The organism is Streptomyces sp. PTL18 (genome assembly GCF_059510295.1).
In genome coordinates this window covers 238,385-259,344 of the sequence record NZ_JCAJZO010000008.1, presented here as the reverse complement: position 1 = coordinate 259,344, position 20,960 = coordinate 238,385, and the positions used below count along the sequence as shown (strand labels likewise).

The window sequence follows — 20,960 nt, the reverse complement described above, 5'->3', positions numbered from 1 at the left end:
TAGCGGTAACCTGACGCACTGTCAGCCGAGGTACGTCCGCAGAGGTGGTGCACCATGGCAGGGTTCAAGGACGCGACCGCCGTCGTCGGCATCGGACAGACCGCCTTCGCCAAGCGGCTCCCGGAGTCCGAGAAGGCCCTGGCCTGCCGTGCCGTCCTCGCCGCCCTCGACGACGCCGGGATCGCGCCCGGCGAGGTCGACGCGCTCGCCTCGTACACCATGGAGGAGACCGACGAGGTGGAGGTCGCGAAGGCCCTCGGACTCGGGGATCTCACCTTCTTCAGCAAGGTCGGGTACGGGGGCGGCGGTTCCTGCGCGACCGTCGCGCACCTCGCCGCCGCCGTCGCCACCGGTCAGGCCACCGTCGGTGTCGCCTGGCGGTCCCGCAAGCGCGGCAGCGGGCCGCGGCCGTGGCGGAACACGACCGCGCAGCTCCCCACTCCCGCCCAGTGGACCCGGCCCTTCGGGCTCCTCAGGCCCGTCGACGAGATAGGGATGCTCGCACGCCGGTACATGCACCGGTACGGGGCGACCAGGGACCACCTCTTCAACGTCGCCCTCGCCTGCCGGAACCGGGCCAACCAGAATCCCGCCGCCCTCATGTACGAGCGGCCCCTGACGAGGGACATGTATATGACCTCGCGGTGGATCAGCGAGCCGCTCTGCCTCTTCGACAACTGCCTGGAGACCGACGGGGCGTTGGCCTGTGTGGTCGTCTCCCGCGAGCGCGCCCGCGACTGCCGGCGACGGCCCGTCTACGTCCACGCCGCCGCCCAGGGGCTGCCCGCCCAGCACCACGGCATGGTCAACTACTGGAACGACGACCCGCTCACCGGCCCGGCCTGGACCGCCGCCCGGCACCTGTGGAAGCACGCCGACTTCACCCCCGACGACATCGACGTCGCCCAGATCTACGACGCGTTCACCCCTCTCGTCCTGCTCTCCCTCGAGGGCTACGGCTTCTGCGGCCGGGGCGAGGGCGGGACCTTCACGGAGGGCGGTGCGCTGGAGACCGGTGGACGGCTGCCGCTCAACACCGGGGGCGGTGGGCTGTCCGAGGCGTACGTCCACGGGTTCAACCTGATCAACGAGGGGGTCAAGCAGCTGCGCGGCACCAGCACCGCCCAGATCCCGGGCGCCGCCACCTGTCTCGTGACCGCCGGCGAGGGGGTCCCGACCTCCGCCCTTCTGCTCAGGAACTGAGGAGCGTGCCATGTCCCCCGAGTCCCTCCCCGCCTTCCTCTCCCCCGTCCCCGACGACGACGGCGCTCCCTTCTGGGAGTACGCCGCGCGCGGCGAACTGCGCGTGCAGGCCTGTGCCGAGTGCGGGGAGACCCGCTTCCCGCCGCGGCCCTGCTGCCCGCGCTGCCGGTCCTTCACCGGCGAGTGGCGGCGGATGAGCGGGAAGGGACGGATCTGGTCCTACGTCGTTCCTCATCCGCCGCTGCTTCCGGCCTACGCGGCACAGGCCGGGTACAACGTGATCGTGGTGGAGCTCGCCGAGGCGCCGCGCATCCGGCTCGTCGGGAATCTCGTCGCCGGGCCGGACTCGCCCCTGAACTCCGTGCCGCCCGAGCGGATCCGGATCGGCGCCAGGGTGCAGGCCGTCTTCGACGGGGACGGGATGCCCCGGTGGGTGCTGGAGCGGTCGTGAGCGCGGAAACCGGAGGGGGCGCAGGGCTGCGGATCAACGCGGACGAGGAGACCGGGGTCGCGGTCGTCACCCTGGACCGGCCCGGGAAGCTCAACGCCGTCGACCTGGACATGGCGGCCCGGCTCGCGTCCTGCTGGCGCGCGCTGCGGTACGACGACTCCGTACGGGCCGTCGTCCTCACCGGCGCCGGGGAGCGGGCCTTCTGCACCGGGCTCGACCGGGACACGGACGTGCCGCAGCCGGAGTCCCCGTACATGCTGGACGATCCGCTGCTGAGCATCGGCCCGAAGGCGAACGACCTGTGGAAGCCGGTGATCGCCGCCGTGCGGGGCATGGCCTGCGGCGGGGCGTTCTATCTGCTCGGCGAGAGCGAGTTCGTCGTCGCGGACGAGACGGCCTCGTTCTTCGACCCGCACACCACCTACGGGATGGTCAGCGCGTACGAGGCGGTGTACATGGCGCACCGGATGCCGTACGGGGAGGCCGCCCGGATGGCGCTGATGGGGACCGCCGAGCGGATCTCCGCGCGGCGGGCGTACGAGATCGGGCTGGTGTCCGAACTCACCGGGCCCGGCGGCGCCTTGGAGGCCGCGGTGCGCTGTGCCGCCGTTCTCGCCTCCTACCCGCCAAAGGGCGTGCAGGGCACCGTGCGATCCCTGTGGGCGGCCAAGGAGGCGGCGCGGGCGCAGGCCTTCGCGCAGGCGCCGGCGCTGATCGCGCTCGGGAGCCTGCCGGTGGAGCGGCAGGCGGAACTGTTCGCGGGGCGGCGGAAAGGTGGGTTCCGGGTGCGGTGAGGGACCGCACGGGTCCCGTCCGGGCCGCCACCGTATGGCACGGCCCGAGCACAGCACATAGCGTCAGGGGGACGGCCGCCGTCCCGAACCCCTTCCGTCCGGCCCGGTACGACGGCCGTCTCCACCACGCCTCAGACCGCCCGGGCCGGCACGACAGCCGTCCCCACCCGCACCCCGGACCGCCCCGGCCGGCACGACAGGCGTCCCCCCTCGGACCGGCACGACAGGCGTCCCCACCCGGGCCCCGGACCGCCCCGGCCGTCGCCACGACCAGTAGGACGACCGCCCGTCCTCACGCCGTCCGCGCCGTGCCCGTGCCCTTCTCCGCGTCCAGTGCGTACACGCAGCGGTCCTTGCTGCACGCGTACACCACGCCGTCCTTGACCACGGGGGCGCCGGTGATCTCGCCGCCGGTGGCCAGCTTCCAGCGCAGGCGGCCGTCGTCCGCCTTCAGGGTGTACAGCAGGTGGTCCGTGGAGCCGAAGTGGATGCGGCCCTCCGCGACGGCCGGGGAGCCCACGATGTCGCCGCCCGCCTGGAAGCGCCACTTGGGGGTGCCGGTGACCGCGTCCAGGGTGTAGAGGCCCTTGCCACTGCCCACGTGGACGTGCCCGGCGGCCACCAGCACCGGGTCGATGGCCGCCCGGGACTCGGTGGCGATGCGCCAGCGGTCGCGGCCGTCCGCCGCGTCGAGGGCGTACACCGTGCCGAGGTAGTCCGCGAGGTAGATGCCGCCGCCCGTCACCGCCGGGCCCGGCGCGAAGGCGGGCGGGCTGAGGAAGACCGCCGGCGCCTCGAAGTGCCAGCGCACCATGCCGCTCGCCACCTCCAGGGCCAGGACCCGGGTGCCGGCGCAGACGTAGACGCAGCCGTCGGTCGCGTGGGTGAGGCGTAGGGGGACCTGGCCGCAGGAGGCCACGTCCCCGATGGGGTACGACCAGCGTTCCTCGCCGGTGCGGGCCTCCAGGGCGCGCAGCCGGGCGTCCTGCCAGACGTACACCGTGCCCTCGTGGAGCGCGGGACCCGCCTCGGGGGTCTCGAAATCGGTCTGCGCGCCGGTGATCTCCCACAGCTTCCGGCCGCCCGTCGCCTCCCAGGCCTGGACGCCGCCGCCGCGGGTCGCGGTGACGACCGTGCCGTGGCCGGCCTTGAGGGAGTACACCCAGCCATCCGTCTGCAGCCGCCACAGATCGGTGCCCTCGCGGGCGTCCAGGGCGAAGAGGGTGGGCCCGTCGGAGGCGTGGACCCGGCCGTCCGCGACCGCCGTCGACCAGGCGACGTCGCGGGTCTTGAAGCGGCGGCGACCGGTCGCCACGTCCAGCGCGTGCACCTCGAAGGAGGTGACGTAGACCAGGTCGTCGGCGACGGTGGGGGTGCCCCACACATCGTTGGACATGCGGAAGCGCCACGGACGCCAGCCGGAGGCGGTCTCCGGGGGCGCGGGCGGCGCGGTGACCGCGGGGACGGCTCCCCCCGCGCCGTTGACCCCGGCGCCCGGGCGGGACCAGGACGCGGCGAGCGCGGCCTCGGGCGGCGGCGCCTGCAGCGCGGCGGCCCGGGCGTCGGCGACCCGCGGCCCGGGTCCGATCGGCACGGAGGCGCCCGCGAGCCGCACCGGCCCGGCGTCGGGCGCGCCGACCGGCATGGGCACCGGGTCGTGGGACGGCGGGGGCGGAAGTGCGGGGCGCGCGCCGCCGCCGCTGCGGTTGCCGGAGGGGGAGGGCCTGGTGGCCGGACGTCCGCCCCTGCGGGCCTCGATCAGGCCGACCGCCTTCTCGGGCAGCCAGGCCGAGGCGGTACCGCTGTCGTCGGAGCCGGAGCCGAACAGGTGCGGGGCGAGCTGGGCCTGGAGGTCGGCCGGGTTGGGGCGGGCGGTGGGGTCCATCTGCATGCAGGACTCGATGAGCGGGCGCAGCTCGTCCGGCAGGCCGGACAGGTCAGGGCCCTCGCGCAGCAGCATGAAGACGGTCTCGACGGGGTTGGCGCCGTGGAAGGGGGGATGCCCGGTGGCCGCGAAGACGAGCATGGAGCCGAGCGAGAAGACGTCGCTGGCACCGGTGACGCTGCGTGAGTCCTTGGCCTGTTCGGGGGACATGTAGGCGGGCGTGCCGACGGCCACATTGGTCATGGTCAGGCGGGTGTTCGATACGCCGGAGGCGATGCCGAAGTCGATCACCCGGGGGCCGTCCTCGACGACGAGGACGTTCGACGGCTTCAGGTCCCGGTGGACCAGGCCCGCCCCGTGGATGGACTGCAGCGCCTCGGCCACGCCCGCCGCGAGCCAGCGCACCGCCTGGGCCGGCAGCGGGCCGCACTCGGTCACTATCTCCTCGAGGGAGGGCGCGGGCACATAGGCGGTGGCGAGCCAGGGCACGGCCGCACGCGGGTCGGCGTCGACCACCGCCGCCGTGTAGAAGCCGGAGACCGCGCGGGCGGCCTCCACTTCCCGGGTGAAGCGCACCCGGAACAGCTGGTCCTCGGCCAGTTCCGTGCGCACCGTCTTGATCGCCACGCGCCGGCCGGACGCCGAGCGCGCGAGATAGACCAGCCCCATGCCGCCGGCACCCAGCCGTCCCAGCACCTCGAACGGCCCGATCCGCCGCGGATCGTGCTGCGTCAGCTGATCCACCACTTGCCTGCCACCTCCCCGTACGGGTCGCGTCATCCGCCTCGTGCACGCGACCCCGTGCAGCGTCTCACCACCGCACCGCCATGGCGGCACGCACCCCGATTCTTCCTGTCCGGGCGTGTGGAAGCTAACCCGGGGGCGGAACGGGGTGTCTCAGGACAAAAACATGCCGCACGGTGGTACGGGAAGCGGGCGCCCGCATGGTGGAACAGTGGCCTGCGGGGAGGCGTCAGCGCTGGAGCAGCGCGAAGGACGCCCCTTGGTCGTCGCTGACCACCGCCACCCGTCCGTACGAGGTGTCGAACGCGGGTACCTGTACGCGCCCGCCCAGCCGGGCCACCGCGCCGAGCGCCGCCGCGCCGTCCCGGACGCCGAAGTGGACGAGGAAGTGGGGCGGCATCTCCGCCGGGAAGACGTCCTCGAGCGGGGCCCGCCCGAAGTCGGGGGCGGCGCCGGGGCCGAACAGGGCGTCGTGGAAGAGGCCCGTGTAGAAGGTGTTCGCGGCGGCGGTGTCCCGCGTGTACAGCTCCGCCCAGGTGAAGGAGCCGGGCTCGTGCCGCTTGCCGAAGCCCGCGTGCGCACCGGGCTGCCAGAGCCCGAACACGGCACCCTCGGGGTCGGCGGCCAGCGCCATGGTGCCGAGGCCGTCCACGGGGTCGGGCAGGGCGACGACCTGGCCGCCGGCCGCCTGGATCCGCCGGGCGAGCGCGGTGGCGTCGGGGGTGGCGAAGTAGACCGTCCAGACGGTGGGCATCCGCCCGTCCACCTTGCGGGTCAGCGCGGCCACGGGTGCACCGTCGAGGTGCGCCCACACGGAGGAGCCCGGCGCCTCGGCGAAGCTCCACCCGAAGAGCTCGCCGTAGAACCGCTTGCCCGCCTCGACATCGGGCAACTGCGCGTCGAGCCAGCACGGGACGCCCTCCGGGAAGGGGCCGCTGCGCGAAGACGATGGCGGATTTTCGGCCATGCTGCCAAGCTAGCGTCACGACCCGTGGCGCGCTCGCGGGCGTACTCCCTCTTCACCGCCCCCCGAAGCGGGTGCAGGCCCCTGTACTCCCCATTTGCAGTCGGCCGAATCGCGCTTCGATCACCCCTCGGTAAGCTGACGGCATGACAGGACAAGTGCGTACCGTCGACGGCCGCGTGGCCGGTCGACGCGGGCAGGCGACGCGGCAGAAGCTGCTCGACTGCCTCAGCGAGATGCTCAGCTCCTCGCCCTACCGCGACGTCAAAGTCATTGATGTCGCCCGGAAGGCGGGGACGTCACCGGCGACCTTCTACCAGTACTTCCCGGACGTCGAGGGCGCCGTCCTCGAGATCGCGGACCAAATGGCCGCGGACGGTGCCGGGTTGACCCGGCTGCTGGAGGGCCGCTCCTGGGCCGGGAAGGCCGGCTGGCAGACCGCGCAGGAACTCGTGGAGGGCTTCCTCGAGTTCTGGCGCAAACACGACGCCATCCTGCGGGTCGTGGACCTCGGCGCGGCCGAGGGCGACAAGCGCTTCTACAAGATCCGCATGAAGATCCTCAACGCGGTGAACAACTCCCTCGCGGACTCCATCGCCGAGCTGCAGTCCAAGGGCAGGGTCGACAAGGACGTGAACCCGGCGGCCGTGGCGGGCGCGCTCGTGGCGATGCTCGCGGCCGTGTCCTCCCACCAGAAGGGCTTCACGTCCTGGGGCGTCAAGCAGGCCGAACTGAAGCCGAACCTGGCCCTGTTGGTGTACCTGGGCGTCACCGGCAGGAAGCCGACGAAGTAGCCCCGCGGGCGGCACTCGCCGACACGGCGCCAAGTCCTGTCATCCAGGCGGCGGTTCACCCGAGTGGACCGCCGCCCGCGGCGCCGTCCGGCCCCCGCGCCGGAGCCGGTCTTCCGCGCCCGAGCCCGTTTCCCGCGTCGAATCCCCGCGGCCGGGGCCGCGGTCACCGCCGCACGAGGGTCACCACCCCCGAGGGTCACCGCGGCACAAGGGCCACCCCCGAGGTCACCGCCGCACAAGGGCCACCGCCCCCCAGGGTCACCGCGGCACGAGCCGGAAGATCCGGATCTGCCGCTCCACCCGCTCCTGGTAGGTGGCGTACGGCGGCCAGAACGTCAGCACCGCCTTCCACGCGGCCTCCCGCTCCTGCCCCCGCAGCAGACGGGCCGTGACCGGGATGTCCTCGCCCTTGAAGCTGATCTCCGCGTCGGGATGGACGAGGAGGTTGTGGGTCCAGGCCGGATGGCCGGGCCGCCCGAAGTTGGAGCCGACGAGGAGCCAGCTGCCGCCGTCCTCCGGCATGCACGCGAGCGGCGCACGACGCGGAAGGCCGCTCCTCGCGCCGGTGGACGTGAGGATCACACCCGGCAGCATCTGCGCGCTGAGCAGCACCTTTCCACGGGTCAGCCGGTGCACGGCACGATCCAGGGCGGGTACGACGTGCGGCGCGGCCCTGGCGAAGGCCCGCGTGGAGGACACCTTCTGGACGATCCGTACGCCGAGGGCCGTCACACGGCCACCTCCCTCTGGTCGAAGAGCCCCGCCGCGTCCGCCGCGCGGGCCCGCAGCCGGTGCACGGGCCCGAACAGCAGCTCGTCGCCGGTGGCCCGTTTGAAGTAAAGATGCGCGGGGTGCTCCCAGGTGAAACCGATACCGCCGTGCAACTGGATCCCCTCGGCCGCGGCGGCCCGCAGCGCCTGAAGGGCCTGGGCGAGCGCGAGCCCGCCGGCCCGGTCCCCTTTCACACCGGCCCACGCCGCGTAGTACGCCGCCGAGCGCGCCGCCCGCACCCGTACGTACACGTCGGCCAGCCGGTGCTTCACGGCCTGGAAGGACCCGATGGGCCGCCCGAACTGCTCCCGCTGTCCGACGTACTCGACGGTCCGCTCCAGCACCCGGTCGGCGGCACCCACCGCCTCGCAGGCGAGCACGGCGGCGGCACGGTCCCCGACGGAGGCAAGTACCCCCGCCACATCGGCACCGTCCTCCCCGAGCAGGTCGGCTTCGGTGTCGCGGAGTTGGATCCGGGCGCAGGGCCGCGTCCCGTCCAGGGAGGTCTGCCGGGTACGGACGGCGCCGTCCCGTACGAGGAACAGCAGTGTCCGCGACCGCGCGAACCCCCCGGCGTGTGCGGCGACGACCAGCAGCCCGGCGCTGTGCCCGTCGAGCACCTGCGCCGCCTCCCCGTACAGCCGCCAGGTGCCGGCCGCCCGCCGCGCCTGAACGCCGCCGGCGCGTCCGCCGCCCGCCCAGTCGCCCCCGTTGTCCCCGGTGAGGGCGAGGGCGGTGGCGAGGGCGGGGCCCGGCACGGCGAGGGCGGCGGTCAGCTCCCCGGCGGCGATCCGGGGCAGCAGTGCGCTGCGCTGGGTGTCGGTGCCCAGGGCGAGCAGCAGGGGCGCGGCGAGCACCGCGGTGGCGAGCAGGGGGGAGGGGGCCAGGGCACGGCCCACCTCCTCGCAGGCCAGCGCGAGTTCGGTCGTGCGGCAGCCCGCGCCGCCGTAGGCCTCGGGCAGCGCCAGTCCGGGAAGGCCGAGTTGTCCGGCGAGGGTGGCCCACAGGGCGGGGTCGTACCCGGCGGCGGTCCGGGCTGCGGCGCGCACGTCCTCGGGGTCACAGTGCTTGGCCAGCACCCCGCGCACCGTACGGCGGATCTCGTCCTGTTCGGTGGTGAAGCGGGCGTCCATGCGCGAACCGTCCCTCCGCACGGTATCTGATGGTGCGTCATATTAGGTCAGCGGTCTTCGCCCGCACAGGCTCCGCACTCGACTTATCTGATGTACCGTCAGATCCATGGCACCCAGATCCGGTGAACGTGCCGCGATCGTCGGCGTGGCGCTCTCCGACTGCGGGCGGGCCGACGACGCGACCCCCTACACCCTCCACGCCCAGGCCGCCCGCCGCGCCCTCGCCGACGCGGGCCTGGACCGTGCGGTGGTCGACGGCTTCGCCTCCGCCGGGCTCGGCACGCTGGCGCCGGCGGAGGTCGCCGAGTACCTCGGTCTGCGGCCCACCTGGGTCGACTCCACCTCCGTCGGCGGTTCCACCTGGGAGGTCATGGCGGCGCACGCGGCGGACGCGATCGCGGCGGGCCACACCCGGGCGGTGCTGCTGGTCTACGGCTCCACGGCCCGCGCGGACGTCCGGGCGGGCCGCCGCACGGGCACCCTGTCCTTCGGCGCCCGCGGTCCCCTGCAGTTCGAGGTGCCGTACGGCCACACACTGATCGCCAAGTACGCGATGGCGGCCCGCCGCCACATGCACGCCCACGGCACGACGATCGAGCAACTGGCCGAGGTGGCGGTGCAGGCGCGGGCCAATGCGGCGGCCAACCCGGAGGCCGTGTTCCGGGACCCGATCACGGTCGGGGACGTCCTGGCCGGGCCGGTGATCGCGGACCCCTTCACCAGGCTGCACTGCTGCCTGCGCTCCGACGGCGGAGCGGCGGTCCTGCTGGTGGCCGGGGAACTGGTACGGGACTGCCGTACCCGGCCGGTGTGGGTGCTCGGGACCGGAGAGCACGTCTCGCACACGACGATGTCCGAGTGGCCGGACTTCACGGTGTCGCCCGCGGCGGTGAGCGGCCGTCTCGCCTTCGAGCGGGCCGGGGTGCGCCCGGAGGAGATCGACTTCGCGGAGATCTACGACGCCTTCACCTACATGACCCTGGTGACGCTGGAGGACCTCGGCTTCTGCGGGAAGGGCGAGGGCGGGGCCTTCGTCGAGAAGGGGCGGCTGCTGGTGGAGGGCGGGGCGCTGCCGGTGAACACGGACGGGGGCGGACTGTCCGCCCAGCACCCGGGAATGCGGGGACTGTTCCTGCTGGTGGAGGCGGTACGGCAACTGCGGGGCGAGGCCGGGGCGCGACAGGTCCGAAGGAGCGGTGGACGGCTGCCGGAGCTGGCGGTGGCGTCGGGGACGGGGGGCTGGTTCTGTTCGTCGGGGACGGTGGTGCTGGGGCGGGGCTGACAGAGCCGCCGGCCGGGCGATACTCGGGGCATGGCGACGGATCTTCACGAACTGCTCAGGTCCCTGCGGGTGTGGGACCCGGCCACCACCCAGCTGGCCGCCTTCGACCCGGCGGCGGCGCCCGAGGAGCCGCTCGCGCTGTTCACCGAGTGGTTCGCGCAGGCGGTGGCGGCGGGGCAGCCCGAACCGCACACCATGTCGCTGGCGACGGCGGACGCGGACGGAACCCCGGACGTCCGCATCGTGATGCTGCACGGCGCGGACGCGGACGGCTGGTCGTTCGCGACCCACCTGGACAGCCGCAAGGGACGGCAGCTGGCCGCCCGGCCCCAGGCCGCGCTCTGCTTCTACTGGCCGGTGCAGGCCCGCCAGGTCCGGCTGCGCGGCCCGGTCACGGCGGCACCGTCGCAGGAGGGCCAGGCGGACCTGCACGCCCGCTCGACCGGTGCGCTGGCGGCGGCGCTGACCGGTCGGCAGAGTGAGGTGCTCGGGTCGCTGGAGGAGCTGGCGCGGGCGTCGGAGACGGCCTGGGAGCGCGCGGGGCGCGAGCCGGACGCCCCGGTGCCGTCCTGGACGCTGTACCGCCTCCGGCCCGAGCAGGTGGAGTTCTTCCAGGGCGACGCGCGGCGCCGGCACGTGCGGCTCCACTACCGCCGGGCGGAGGGCGGCTGGTCGCGGCAACTGCTGTGGCCGTGAGCGGAGAGCGTCAGGCGTCCCCGAACTCGTACACCGCGAAATCCGCCACCGTCCGGTAGCCGAGCCGCCGGTAGAGGCCGTTGCTCGTGGGGTTGGCGAGGTCGGTGAACAGCAGGACCTCCTTGGCACCCGCGTCGAGCGCGGCCCGGCTGACGGCGGCGGTGGCGGCGCCCGCATAGCCACGGCCGCGCAGCGGGGCGGGGGTGTAGACGGGGGCGACGCGGATCTGCCCGGCGACCTCGGGGGCGACCCCCGCCATCGAGACGGGGGTGCCGTCGGGGGTCTCCCACAGCGTGACGCCGCCACGGGCGATCCGGGTCCCGGCCCAGCGCTCCGGGTCCTGCCCGGGAGGCTCGCCGACGTCCGCCGCGAACTCGGCGAACCACCGCGCGGCCAGTTCCGCGTCGTCCGCCCCCGCGACCCGGGCACGGCCCGGCGGTGCGGGGTCGGGCGGGGTGAGGGTGCCGAGGCGGTAGAGGCGCCGGCTCCTCGCGAGCCGGGCGGCGGCTCCGGTGCGGCGCTCCCAGGCGGCCGCGAAGTCGGCGGCCGCATCCGCGGGTCCGAAGGCCGACGGAAGCGTCCGGTCCTCCTCCGCGAGCCGTGCCGCCAGCGCGTCGGCGGCCCCCTCGGGAAGGGCGCCGACCTGGAGCTGGAACGGGGGCGTGCGCAGGGCGGTGGCGCGCACGGTGCCGTCGCCGTCCACGAGGTGACCGAAGTACGGCGCCTGGTCGCCGTAGGTGGCGGGGCCGTTTCTGCGCAGGGTGTCGGTGACCGTCAGCTGGACGGTGTGCAGCGCGGGCTCGGACCGCAGGAACGCCCCGGCGCGGTCGAGGAACCGTTCGAGATCGTCGGTCAACTGCCAGTCGTACGCGTCCGAGTCCATACGCCAGGTTCTCGTGCAGCCCCCGGGCACGCACGCGATTTACGCACCCGGGGGCCGCGACGGAGCGAACGTCGCCTGTCGGGGCACTGGCTGGGAGAGCACCGGCTCCGGGTCGCTCGCGATGCGGGCATGCAGATGTTCGTCCCGGAAGAGGTCGAACCGCCCTTCCCCAGGCATCGCGCCCCGTCGTGTCCCCTCGTACCGGAAGCCGCAGCGCTCGGCGACCCGGCAGGAGATCTCGTGACCCAGGGCGTGGCCCAGCTCCAGCCGGTGCAGCCCGAGGTCGCCGAAGGCCCAGTGGGCGGCGAGCGCGAGGGCGCGGGTGGCGACCCGACGGCCGCGGGCCTCGGGCAGCACCCAGTAACCGACGTGAGCGGCGCGCATGACGGCGTTGATCTCGTTGAGACTGAGGCAGCCCAGCGTCGCACCGCTCGCCGCGTCCGTGATCCGGAACGTCAGGCCCGTCCCGTTCCCCGCGGCCTCCACCTTCGAGCGCAGCGACTCCCGTGCGCTGTCCCTGTCCCGGACCCGTCTCAGCGGCGTGTTCCAGCGCAGGAAGTCCGGATCGGTCAGGCCTCGCAGCCACAGGCCGACATGCTCCTCCGCCTCGACGTCCCAGGAGGTGAGCCGCAGGCCATGGCCGTGCACTTCGGGAACGGGCAGCAGGGAGGAGTGCTCTCGTATGGCAGCCATCGGGCCATTCAACCAATGTCGGCGCCCGATCACCGGCTGAACGGCCGGAACACCGGTACGCCCTCCCGGAACGCCACATCCAGCTCCATCCCCACCCGCAGACCGCTGCCGTGCCCGCAGTCCACCACCTCGGTCATCATGCGCGGCCCCTCCGCGAGGTCCACGACGGCCGCGACGTACGGGATGCGCTCGGTGAAGGGCGGCAGGTCGTTGCGGTGGACGACGGACCAGGTGTAAAGGGTCGCCCGGCCGCTCGCCGGCTCCCAGGTCACCTCCTCACTCCAGCAGTACGGGCAGAACTCGCGCGGGTAGTGGTGCGCACGCCCGCAGGCCGCGCAGCGGCGGACCAGCAGCCGCCCCTCCGCCGCCGCGTCCCAGTAGGGGCGGGTGAAGGCGTCGGGCTCGGGACGGTCGTACCGCGGCCGCCCACCCGCCGCCCCTCTCACCGGAACAGCCCCAGGGCGCCGTCCACCGACCAGGCCTGCCACGACATCCCGAACAGACCCACCACCGAGATCAGCGCCATCATCGAGTTCTGTCCCTGCTCGGCCCAGTCGTGGATCATGAGGACGAAGTAGAGGGCGTTGAGCGCCAGTCCGCCGGCCAGGGCGACCGGCGTGAGGAAGCCGACGATCAGGCCGAGCCCGAGGGCGAGTTCCGCGTACGCCACCACGTACGCCATCGCCCTGGGTCTGGGGGCGACCACCGCGTCGAAGCCGCTGCGCACCGCCGCCCACCGGTGCCGGGCGGCGATGTCCGCGGCCCACGCGATCCCGGTTCCCCGCTCGAACCACGCCTTCTTGTCCTTGTGCCGCCAGCTCTCCAGCCACCACAGGCCGAGCCCGATCCGCAGCACGGCGAGCCACTCGGCGCCGGTGAGCCAGATCGTGTCCATACCCGCCTCGCTTCCCACCGACCGGGTGCCGGCCACCGCATATCTGACGGTACGTCAGTTCAGCGCACCCGCCGGAGTCGCGCAAGACTCCCCACAAGCGGGCCGCCCCGTCACGATTCCCACCCACTCCCCCTACAGTCGTGATCGATTCGCAACCGATTCCGGTCTTGACCGAGACCCATCAACGGATGACGCGGTTACGCTCCCGCTCATGGCCGACTTGTCTGCTGCTTCGCCGCGCGCCGTGGTGCCCGCCCACGAGGACCGACCGGTGTACGTCGTCGGCGGCGGCCCGGGCGGGCTCGCCGCCGCGTACGCGTTGCGCGCCCGGGGCGTACGAGCCGTCGTGCTGGAGAGGTCCGACCGGGTGGGAGCGTCCTGGCGGCGCCACTACGACCGGCTGCACCTGCACACCACGCGGCACCTGTCCGCCCTCCCCGGGCTGCCGATGCCGCGGCCCTTCGGGCGGTGGGTGTCGCGCGACGACGTGGTGCGCTACCTGGAGAAGTACGCCGAGCACCACGAGCTGGAGATCGTGACCGGCGTCGAGGCCTCCCGCATCGATCCTGCCCCCGACGGCACCGGCTGGCTGCTGCACGCCACCGGCGGCCGCGAACTGACGGGCAGCGCGGTCGTCGTGGCCACCGGCCACAACCACACCCCGCGCGTGCCCGACTGGCCCGGCCGCGACGCCTTCACCGGCGAGCTTCTGCACGCGGGGGAATACCGCAACGCGAAGCCGTACGCGGGCCGCGACGTCCTCGTCGTCGGGGCCGGCAACACCGGCGCCGAGATCGCCGTCGACCTGGTGGAGGGCGGCGCCTCACGGGTGCGGCTGTCGGTGCGAACGGCGCCCCACATCGTGCGCCGGTCCACCGCCGGATGGGCCGCGCAGTACACGGGCGTGCTCGTACGGCGGCTGCCGGCGGGGCTCGTCGACCGGCTGGCCCGGCCGGTGGCGAGGCTCAGCGTGCCCGACCTGTCGGCGTACGGGCTGCCCCGGCCCGACACCGGGCTGTACAGCAGGGTCAAGGACGGCGCCATCCCGGTGCAGGACGTCGGGCTCATCGACGCGGTGCGCAAGCGGCGGGTGGAGGTGGTGGCGGCCGTCGAGGCCTTCGAGGGCGGCAAGGTCGTCCTCGCCGACGGCGGCCGGATCGAACCGGAGGCCGTGATCGCCGCGACCGGGTACGTCCGCGCCCTGGAGGGCCTCGTCGGGCACCTCGGCGTCCTCGACGCCCGTGGCAGACCGGTCGTCCACGGCGCCCGCACCCCGCGCACGGCCCCCGGCCTGTACTTCACCGGCTTCACCAATCCGATCAGCGGCATGCTCCGCGAACTCGCCATCGACGCCCAGAAGATCGCCAAGGCGGTGGCGCAGCACACCGAACGCACCCGCGCGGCCCGCCGACACGGCTGACACGAACCGGCACCGCACCCGGCAGGAGACCCGGCAGGGACCCGTCGCAGCCCCGCACCGCACACCCCCTTCCTGACAAAGCGTCAGTTCAGTAACCTGACACTGCGTCAGCTACAGGCTGTCCGTTGCCGGAGCCGTCACACAGAAGCGGGCGGAGCGATGCTTGGATCAACCCATGGCACCCTGACCACCGACTCCCGCCGGGCCCGCGTCGCCGCCTGCGGGGAACCGCATTCGCCCGTGGTGCGGGGCCGGGCCGCCGACACCGGTGACCTCGATGTCAGCGGGCGGCCGCTGCATGCCGACGTGCCCGACCTGGACCGGTTCTTCCGGCCCGAGTCCGTCGCCGTCATCGGCGCCTCCGACGCCGAGGGGCGCCCGAACGCCGGCATCACCCGGCAACTGCTCGCCTGGGCCGAGCGGGTGGGCGCCCGGCTGCACCCGGTGCACCCCACCCGTCGGTCCGTCTTCGGCCTGCCCTGCTCTCCTTCCGTCGCGGACCTGCCCGAACAGGTCGACCTCGCCGTGCTCCTCGTCTCCGACCCACTCCCCGTCCTGGAGGAACTGGGCGCGGCCAAGGCGAGGTTCGCCGCCGTCTTCGCCTCCGGGTTCGCCGAGACGGGCGAGGACGGAGCCGCCGCCCAGGCCGGGCTGGCCGCCGCCGCCCGCAGGGCCGGGGTGCGGCTGCTCGGGCCGAACACCAACCTCAACGCCTTCGAGCGGTTCCGGGACGACCTCGACGGGCCGGCCATCGCGCTCATCACCCAGTCCGGACACCAGGGGCGACCCGTGTTCGCCCTGCAGGAACTCGGCATACGGCTCTCCCACTGGGCTCCCACCGGCAACGAGGCCGACCTGGAGACCGCCGACTTCCTCTCCTACTTCGCCGAGCAGCCCGAGGTCGGCGCCATCGCCTGCTACATCGAGGGCCTGAAGGACGGCCGCGCCTTCCTGCTCGCCGCCGACCGGGCCGCCCGGCGCGGAGTACCGGTCGTCGCGGTCAAGGTCGGCCGCACCGAGGCCGGCGCCCGCACCGCCGCCTCACACACCGGCAAGCTGACCGGCGCGGACGACGTGATCGACGCGGCGATGCGGCAGTACGGGGTGATCCGCGTCGACGGGCTCGACGAACTCCAGGACACCGCGACGCTGCTGGCCCGGGCCCGCACCCCGCGCGCCGACGGTGTCGTCGTCTATTCGATCTCGGGCGGCACGGGCGCGCACGTCGCGGACCTCGCGGCCGGGGCGGGGCTGCGGCTGCCGGTGCTGTCCGAGGCCAAGCAGGCCGAGCTGCACCAGTGGATCCCCGCCTACCTGAGCGTCGCCAACCCCGTCGACAACGGCGGTCACCCGGTGGGCGACGAGCGCGGGCGGAAGATCATCGACGCGATCCTGGACGACCCGGAGGTGGGCGTGCTCATCTGCCCGGTCACCGGGCCCTTCCCTCCGCTGAGCGACAAGCTGGTGCGGGACCTGGTGGACGCGGCGGAGCACACCGACAAGCTGGTGTGCGTGGTGTGGGGGTCGCCGGTCGGCACCGAGGCCGCTTACCGCGAGACGCTGCTCGGCTCCTCGCGCGTGGTCACCTTCCGCACGGTCGCGAACTGCGTCGTCGCCGTCCGCGCCCACCTCGAGCACCAGCGCTTCACGCGCGGCTACCGCTCCCCCTTCGACGAGGCACCCCGCACCCCCTCGCCCTCCTGCCGCAAGGCACAGGCACTGGTGCAGGCCGGTCAGCAGCTGAGCGAGCACGCGGCGAAGCAACTTCTGCGGGCGTACGGCATCCGCGTACCGCGCGAGCAGCTGGTGACCAGCGCGGCGGCGGCCGTGCGCGCGGCGGGGCTCGTGGGCTACCCGGTGGTGATGAAGGCGTCCGGCGCCCGGATCGCCCACAAGACGGAGCTCGGTCTTGTGAAGATCGGGCTGACCTCCGCCAGCCAGGTCCGGGACGCCTACCGGGAACTGACCGACATCGCGCGCTACGAGGGGATCGAGCTCGACGGTGTCCTGGTGTGCCAGATGGTCGAGCGGGGTGTCGAGATGGTCGTCGGCGTCTCGCACGACCGGCTCTTCGGACCCACGGTGACCGTGGGACTCGGCGGTGTGCTGGTCGAGGTGGAGCGGGACGCGGCCGTGCGCGTGCCGCCCTTCGGCGAGGAGCAGGCGCGGGCCATGCTCTCGGAACTGCGCGGGCGGGCCCTGCTGGACGGGGTGCGCGGGCGCCCCCCGGCCGACATCGACGCGCTCGTCGAGGTGGTGCTCCGCGTCGAGCGCATGGCGCTCGAACTCGGGGACCGGATCGCGGAGCTGGACATCAATCCGCTGATGGTGCTGCCCAGGGGGCAGGGGGCCGTGGCGCTGGACGCGCTGGCGGTGTGCCGCTGAGGCCCGGATCGGCCGACTCACGAAACGGAACATCATGACGTCCTCCCCCGAAGACTCCGTGGACAGCGAAGATCCCGTCGAGTCATTGGTACTGCACACCACTGACAGCCACGTCGCGCAGCTCACCCTCAACCGCCCCGGCTCCCTCAACGCGATCACCCCTGACCTGCGCGAACTCCTCATCCGGAAACTTCTCGACGCCTCCGCGGACCCCGATGTGCGCGCCGTGGTCCTCACCGGCGCGGGACGTGGTTTCTGCGCCGGGGCGGATCTGCGCGGCGGGGCGGGGGCCGGTGAGCGGATCGCCGGCGACGTCGCACGGACCATCCGCCGGGGCGCCCAGCGGCTGATCTCCGCGGTCCTCGACTGCGAGAAGCCGGTGATAGCCGCCGTGAACGGGACCGCCGCCGGACTCGGCGCCCACCTCGCGTTCGCCTGCGACCTGGTTCTCGCGGCCGAGTCGGCGACGTTCATCGAGGTGTTCGTGCGCCGCGGCCTGGTCCCGGACGGCGGCGGGGCGTATCTGCTGCCCCGGCTGGTCGGCCCGCAACGCGCCAAGGAGCTGATGTTCTTCGGCGACGCCCTGCCGGCCACGGACGCGGAACGCCTCGGCCTGGTCAACCGCGTGGTACCGGGGCACGCCCTGGAGAAGACCGCCCGCACGTGGGCCACCCGCCTCGCCACCGGCCCCACCCGCGCCCTGGCACTCACCAAGCAGCTGGTCAACGCCTCCCTGGACACCGACCGTGCCGCCGCCTTCACGGCCGAGGCCACGGCCCAGGAGATCAACATGACGACGGCGGACGCCCGCGAGGGCGTGACGAGCTTCGCGGAGCGGCGGGAGCCCGGCTACCGCGGCCGCTGAGCACCGTAAGGGGCCTTCACCCGCCCCTTCACTTCTGACGTTCCGTCAGTTTCAATGGCGGTGTGATGGGACACGCAGGGATGGCGGCCACCGCCGTCCGCTACCTCAGGTCCATCGGGGCACGCGCGGACGCGGGTCCCGTCGAAGCGCTGCCGCGGCCGGAGTTGCGGGCCGTGCGGGAGGACGAGCGGGCGCCCGTCGACCCGGCCGAGTTCCGGCGCGTCCTCGGGAACTTCGCCACCGGAGTCACCGTTGTCACCGCGCCGGCGGGGGACGGCGAGGCGAGCCCCGCCGGCTTCGCCTGCCAGTCGTTCTCGTCCCTCTCCCTGGATCCGCCGCTGGTCGCCTTCATGGTCGGCCGGACCTCCGGCACCTGGCCGCGCATCGCCCGCGCCGGGGTGTTCTGCGTGAACGTCCTGGGCTCCGGCCAGGGCGAGCTGTGCCGGGCCTTCGCGGTGAGCGGCGCCGACAAGTTCGCCGGCGTCGCCCACGACACGGCCCCCGCCTCCGGCTCCCCCCGCCTCGCGGGCGCCCTCGCGTGGATCGACTGCGCGATCCACGCGGTCCACCCGGGCGGCGACCATCTCATCGTGGTGGGGCGGGTGGAGGCCCTGGGGACCGGCGACGGGAACGACGCTCCGCTGCTGTTCCACAAGGGGCGGTTCCTCTAGGGCCGGCCCTGCCGGCACAGCCGGCCGGGGTCAGGCCGGAGCCGGTACCACCGCCGGACGACGCCGGATCACCAGGGCCATCAGGGCCGCCGCCGCACACAGGGCACCCGCCGCGTACCAGACCACGTCGTACGAGCCGAAGGTGTCCCGTGCCACGCCGCCGAGGAACGCGACCAGGGCGGCCCCGACCTGGTGGGAGGCGAGGACCCAGCCGAAGACGATGGCGCTGTCCTCCCCGTACTGCTCCCGGCACAGCGCCAGCGTGGGTGGGACCGTGGCGACCCAGTCCAGGCCGTAGAAGACGATGAAGAAGATCATCGGCGGATGGACGGACGGGGCCAGCAGCATGGGCAGGAACAAGAGCGAGATCCCGCGCAGGGCGTAGTACACGGCGAGCAGGCGGCGTGGCTCGAAGCGGTCCGTGAACCAGCCCGAGGCGATGGTGCCCGCCACGTCGAAGACTCCGACGACCGCGAGCAGCGAGGCCGCCGCCGTGATCGGCATGCCGTGGTCGTGGGCCGCGGGGACGAAGTGGGTCTGGACGAGGCCGTTGGTGGAGGCACCGCAGATCGCGAAGGTGCCGGCCAGCAGCCAGAACGGGCCCGTGCGCACCGCCGAGCTCAGCACGGTGACGGCGCGGCGGGCGGCGCCCCGCGCGGGTTCCGGCTTCGGTGCGAACTCCTCGGCACCGTAAGGGCTCAGGCCCACGTCCGCCGGGTGGTCTCGCAGCAGCAGCCAGACGAAGGGGACGACCGCGAGGGCGGCGAGGGCCACCGTCACCGCGGCCGGGCGCCAGCCGTGGTGCTCCACCGTCCAGGACAGCACGGGCAGGAAGATCAGCTGGCCGGAGGCCGAGGCGGCGGTGAGGATGCCGCTGACCAGGCCACGCCGCGTGGTGAACCAGCGGTTGGTGACCGTCGCCGCGAAGGCCAGCGCCATCGATCCCGAGCCCAGGCCGACCAGCAGACCCCAGCAGAGCAGCAGTTGCCAGGGCGCCGTCATCCACACGGTCGCGCCCGAGCCGAGTGCGATCACCGCGAGGGCCACGGCGACCACCTTGCGGATGCCGAAGCGGTCCATCAGAGCGGCGGCGAACGGGGCGGTCAGGCCGTACAGCGCGAGATTGAGCGACACCGCCGCGCCGATCGTGCCGCGGGCCCAGTGGAACTCCTGGTGCAGCGGATCGATCAGCAGGCCCGGCAGCGAGCGGAAGCCCGCGGCGCCGATGATCGTCACAAAGGTGACGGCGGCCACGAACCAGGCGCGGTGGACGCGGGTCGTCCTGGTCGGTTGTGGTTCTTCGACAGTGGGTGCGCTTGCGGTCGTCTGGGTCACGTCATAGAGCTTCGGGCCTGGCAACCTCGCGATCGAGTGGCCCGAGGGACAGCATTCGCTAGGATCGGGCCATGACCCGTGAGTCCGCGTTCCGGCCGCACCGTGTCGTCGTCCTGGCCCTCGACGGTCTGCTGCCCTTCGAACTGGGCATCCCGCACCGGATCTTCGGGCGCCCCAAGGACGCCGAGGGCCGGCCGCTGTACGAGGTCGTCACCTGCTCCGTCCGGCCACCGGGCCCGGTGGAGACGGACGCCGACTTCTCCATCCGCGTGGAGAACGGCCCGGAGGCCCTGGCCACCGCCGACACCGTGATCATCCCGGCGTCCTACGAGCTGGGGCCGGTCTTCGACGAGGGTGTGCTGACCGACGAGCTGGCCGCCGCGATCGCCCGCATCCGGCCCGGCACCCGGCTCGCCTCCATCTGCACCGGCGTCTACGTCCTCGCCGCCGCAGGCCTTCTCGACGGGCGCCCCGCCACCACGCACTGGGCGGAGGCCGAGCACTTCCAGCGGCTCTTCCCCCGCATCGAGGTCGATCCGGACGTCCTGTTCATCGACGACGGCGACATCCTGACCTCCGCGGGTGTCGCGGCCGGGATCGACCTGTGCCTGCACATGGTGCGCCGCGACCACGGCAGCGCCGTCGCCAACGAGGTGGCCCGCCGCACGGTCGTCCCACCGCACCGCGACGGCGGCCAGGCGCAGTACATCCACCGCCCGGTGCCCGAGCCGCAGCTGGCGACCACGACCGGCGCCCGCGCCTGGGCGCTCGGCCGCCTCCACGAACCGATCCAGCTGCGCGACATGGCGGAGCAGGAGGCCATGTCCGTACGCACGTTCACGCGCCGCTTCCGCGAGGAGGTCGGCATGAGCCCCGGCCAGTGGCTCACCCAGCAGCGCGTCGAACGAGCGCGCCATCTGCTGGAGTCCAGCGACCTGTCGATGGACCGGGTGGCGCGGGACGCGGGTTTCGGCACCGCCCAGTCGATGCGGCAGCACCTCCAGGCGGCCCTCGGCGTCACCCCCAGCACGTACCGGCGCACCTTCCGCACGGAGGTCGCCGATCCGGCCGCCGTGTCCTGACGTCCCGCAGAACC

20 protein-coding genes are annotated in these 20,960 nt (G+C 73.5%); 11 read left to right on the top strand and 9 right to left on the bottom strand.

The window, feature by feature from the left end; genetic code table 11:
• Positions 1 to 54 precede the first annotated feature (54 nt).
• Genes AC5WS8_RS18300 through AC5WS8_RS18290 form a run of 3 tightly spaced genes read left to right on the top strand, consistent with a single transcriptional unit; the run spans position 55 to position 2,448 of the window.
• Positions 55 to 1,203: a lipid-transfer protein gene (locus AC5WS8_RS18300; RefSeq protein ID WP_496104460.1), complete on the top strand. Its 1,149-nt coding sequence runs from the start codon at positions 55 to 57 to the stop codon at positions 1,201 to 1,203.
• 10 nt (positions 1,204 to 1,213) lie between these two features.
• Positions 1,214 to 1,654 (top strand): Zn-ribbon domain-containing OB-fold protein, encoded by a 441-nt coding sequence (locus tag AC5WS8_RS18295; RefSeq protein ID WP_496104459.1) that lies wholly within the window; start codon positions 1,214 to 1,216, stop codon positions 1,652 to 1,654.
• Positions 1,651 to 2,448 carry an enoyl-CoA hydratase/isomerase family protein gene (locus AC5WS8_RS18290; RefSeq protein WP_496104458.1) on the top strand — a complete coding sequence of 266 codons (798 nt, stop codon included), beginning with the start codon at positions 1,651 to 1,653 and terminating at the stop codon, positions 2,446 to 2,448. The genes AC5WS8_RS18295 and AC5WS8_RS18290 overlap by 4 nt, the downstream gene beginning before the upstream one ends.
• Before the next feature lie 292 nt (positions 2,449 to 2,740).
• Here the strand turns inward: AC5WS8_RS18290 and AC5WS8_RS18285 are convergent, their stop codons facing one another.
• Entirely contained in the window at positions 2,741 to 5,080 is a 2,340-nt protein-coding gene (locus AC5WS8_RS18285; RefSeq protein ID WP_496104457.1) for an outer membrane protein assembly factor BamB family protein, read from the bottom strand.
• Positions 5,081 to 5,306: 226 nt separating this feature from the next.
• Positions 5,307 to 6,044 (bottom strand): AfsK-binding protein KbpA, encoded by a 738-nt coding sequence (gene kbpA, locus AC5WS8_RS18280; protein WP_496104456.1) that lies wholly within the window; start codon positions 6,042 to 6,044, stop codon positions 5,307 to 5,309.
• Positions 6,045 to 6,199: 155 nt separating this feature from the next.
• Here kbpA and AC5WS8_RS18275 point away from each other — a divergent pair, with 155 nt between their 5' ends.
• Positions 6,200 to 6,835: a TetR family transcriptional regulator gene (locus AC5WS8_RS18275; protein ID WP_496104530.1), complete on the top strand. Its 636-nt coding sequence runs from the start codon at positions 6,200 to 6,202 to the stop codon at positions 6,833 to 6,835.
• A gap of 258 nt (positions 6,836 to 7,093) precedes the next feature.
• Here the strand turns inward: AC5WS8_RS18275 and AC5WS8_RS18270 are convergent, their stop codons facing one another.
• Positions 7,094 to 7,567 carry a nitroreductase family deazaflavin-dependent oxidoreductase gene (locus AC5WS8_RS18270; RefSeq protein WP_496104455.1) on the bottom strand — a complete coding sequence of 158 codons (474 nt, stop codon included), beginning with the start codon at positions 7,565 to 7,567 and terminating at the stop codon, positions 7,094 to 7,096.
• Positions 7,564 to 8,739, bottom strand: a complete 1,176-nt coding sequence (locus AC5WS8_RS18265; protein WP_496104454.1) for an acyl-CoA dehydrogenase family protein — start codon at positions 8,737 to 8,739, stop codon at positions 7,564 to 7,566. The genes AC5WS8_RS18270 and AC5WS8_RS18265 overlap by 4 nt, the downstream gene beginning before the upstream one ends.
• A gap of 106 nt (positions 8,740 to 8,845) precedes the next feature.
• On the opposite strand from AC5WS8_RS18265, the gene AC5WS8_RS18260 reads away from it, so the two are divergent.
• On the top strand, positions 8,846 to 10,021 hold the full coding sequence (locus AC5WS8_RS18260; protein ID WP_496104453.1) for a thiolase C-terminal domain-containing protein: 1,176 nt from the start codon (positions 8,846 to 8,848) through the stop codon (positions 10,019 to 10,021).
• Positions 10,022 to 10,051: 30 nt separating this feature from the next.
• Complete coding sequence (locus AC5WS8_RS18255; protein WP_496104452.1) at positions 10,052 to 10,717, top strand: pyridoxine/pyridoxamine 5'-phosphate oxidase; 666 nt, start codon at positions 10,052 to 10,054, stop codon at positions 10,715 to 10,717.
• A gap of 10 nt (positions 10,718 to 10,727) precedes the next feature.
• On the opposite strand, the gene AC5WS8_RS18250 is transcribed toward AC5WS8_RS18255, so the two are convergent.
• From AC5WS8_RS18250 to AC5WS8_RS18235, 4 genes are read right to left on the bottom strand one after another with little or no spacing between them, the layout of a single operon-like run.
• A complete protein-coding gene (locus AC5WS8_RS18250) occupies positions 10,728 to 11,600 on the bottom strand; it encodes a GNAT family N-acetyltransferase (protein WP_496104451.1) in 873 nt (290 codons plus the stop codon).
• 39 nt (positions 11,601 to 11,639) lie between these two features.
• Positions 11,640 to 12,293: a GNAT family N-acetyltransferase gene (locus AC5WS8_RS18245; RefSeq protein WP_496104450.1), complete on the bottom strand. Its 654-nt coding sequence runs from the start codon at positions 12,291 to 12,293 to the stop codon at positions 11,640 to 11,642.
• 29 nt (positions 12,294 to 12,322) lie between these two features.
• Positions 12,323 to 12,739: a Zn-ribbon domain-containing OB-fold protein gene (locus AC5WS8_RS18240; RefSeq protein ID WP_496104449.1), complete on the bottom strand. Its 417-nt coding sequence runs from the start codon at positions 12,737 to 12,739 to the stop codon at positions 12,323 to 12,325.
• A complete protein-coding gene (locus AC5WS8_RS18235; RefSeq protein ID WP_496104529.1) occupies positions 12,736 to 13,188 on the bottom strand; it encodes a DoxX family protein in 453 nt (150 codons plus the stop codon). The genes AC5WS8_RS18240 and AC5WS8_RS18235 overlap by 4 nt, the downstream gene beginning before the upstream one ends.
• Positions 13,189 to 13,399: 211 nt before the next feature.
• Here AC5WS8_RS18235 and AC5WS8_RS18230 point away from each other — a divergent pair, with 211 nt between their 5' ends.
• From AC5WS8_RS18230 to AC5WS8_RS18215, 4 genes are all read left to right on the top strand, one after another.
• Entirely contained in the window at positions 13,400 to 14,608 is a 1,209-nt protein-coding gene (locus AC5WS8_RS18230; protein ID WP_496104448.1) for a flavin-containing monooxygenase, read from the top strand.
• 159 nt (positions 14,609 to 14,767) lie between these two features.
• Positions 14,768 to 16,993 (top strand): acetate--CoA ligase family protein, encoded by a 2,226-nt coding sequence (locus tag AC5WS8_RS18225; protein WP_496104447.1) that lies wholly within the window; start codon positions 14,768 to 14,770, stop codon positions 16,991 to 16,993.
• Between the two features lie 34 nt (positions 16,994 to 17,027).
• Entirely contained in the window at positions 17,028 to 17,858 is an 831-nt protein-coding gene (locus AC5WS8_RS18220; RefSeq protein WP_496104446.1) for an enoyl-CoA hydratase/isomerase family protein, read from the top strand.
• Positions 17,859 to 17,923: 65 nt separating this feature from the next.
• Positions 17,924 to 18,529: a flavin reductase family protein gene (locus AC5WS8_RS18215; RefSeq protein WP_496104445.1), complete on the top strand. Its 606-nt coding sequence runs from the start codon at positions 17,924 to 17,926 to the stop codon at positions 18,527 to 18,529.
• A gap of 30 nt (positions 18,530 to 18,559) precedes the next feature.
• On the opposite strand, the gene AC5WS8_RS18210 is transcribed toward AC5WS8_RS18215, so the two are convergent.
• Entirely contained in the window at positions 18,560 to 19,864 is a 1,305-nt protein-coding gene (locus AC5WS8_RS18210) for an MFS transporter (protein ID WP_496104444.1), read from the bottom strand.
• A gap of 71 nt (positions 19,865 to 19,935) precedes the next feature.
• On the opposite strand from AC5WS8_RS18210, the gene AC5WS8_RS18205 reads away from it, so the two are divergent.
• Positions 19,936 to 20,946 (top strand): GlxA family transcriptional regulator, encoded by a 1,011-nt coding sequence (locus AC5WS8_RS18205; RefSeq protein ID WP_496104443.1) that lies wholly within the window; start codon positions 19,936 to 19,938, stop codon positions 20,944 to 20,946.
• Positions 20,947 to 20,960: the final 14 nt, after the last annotated feature.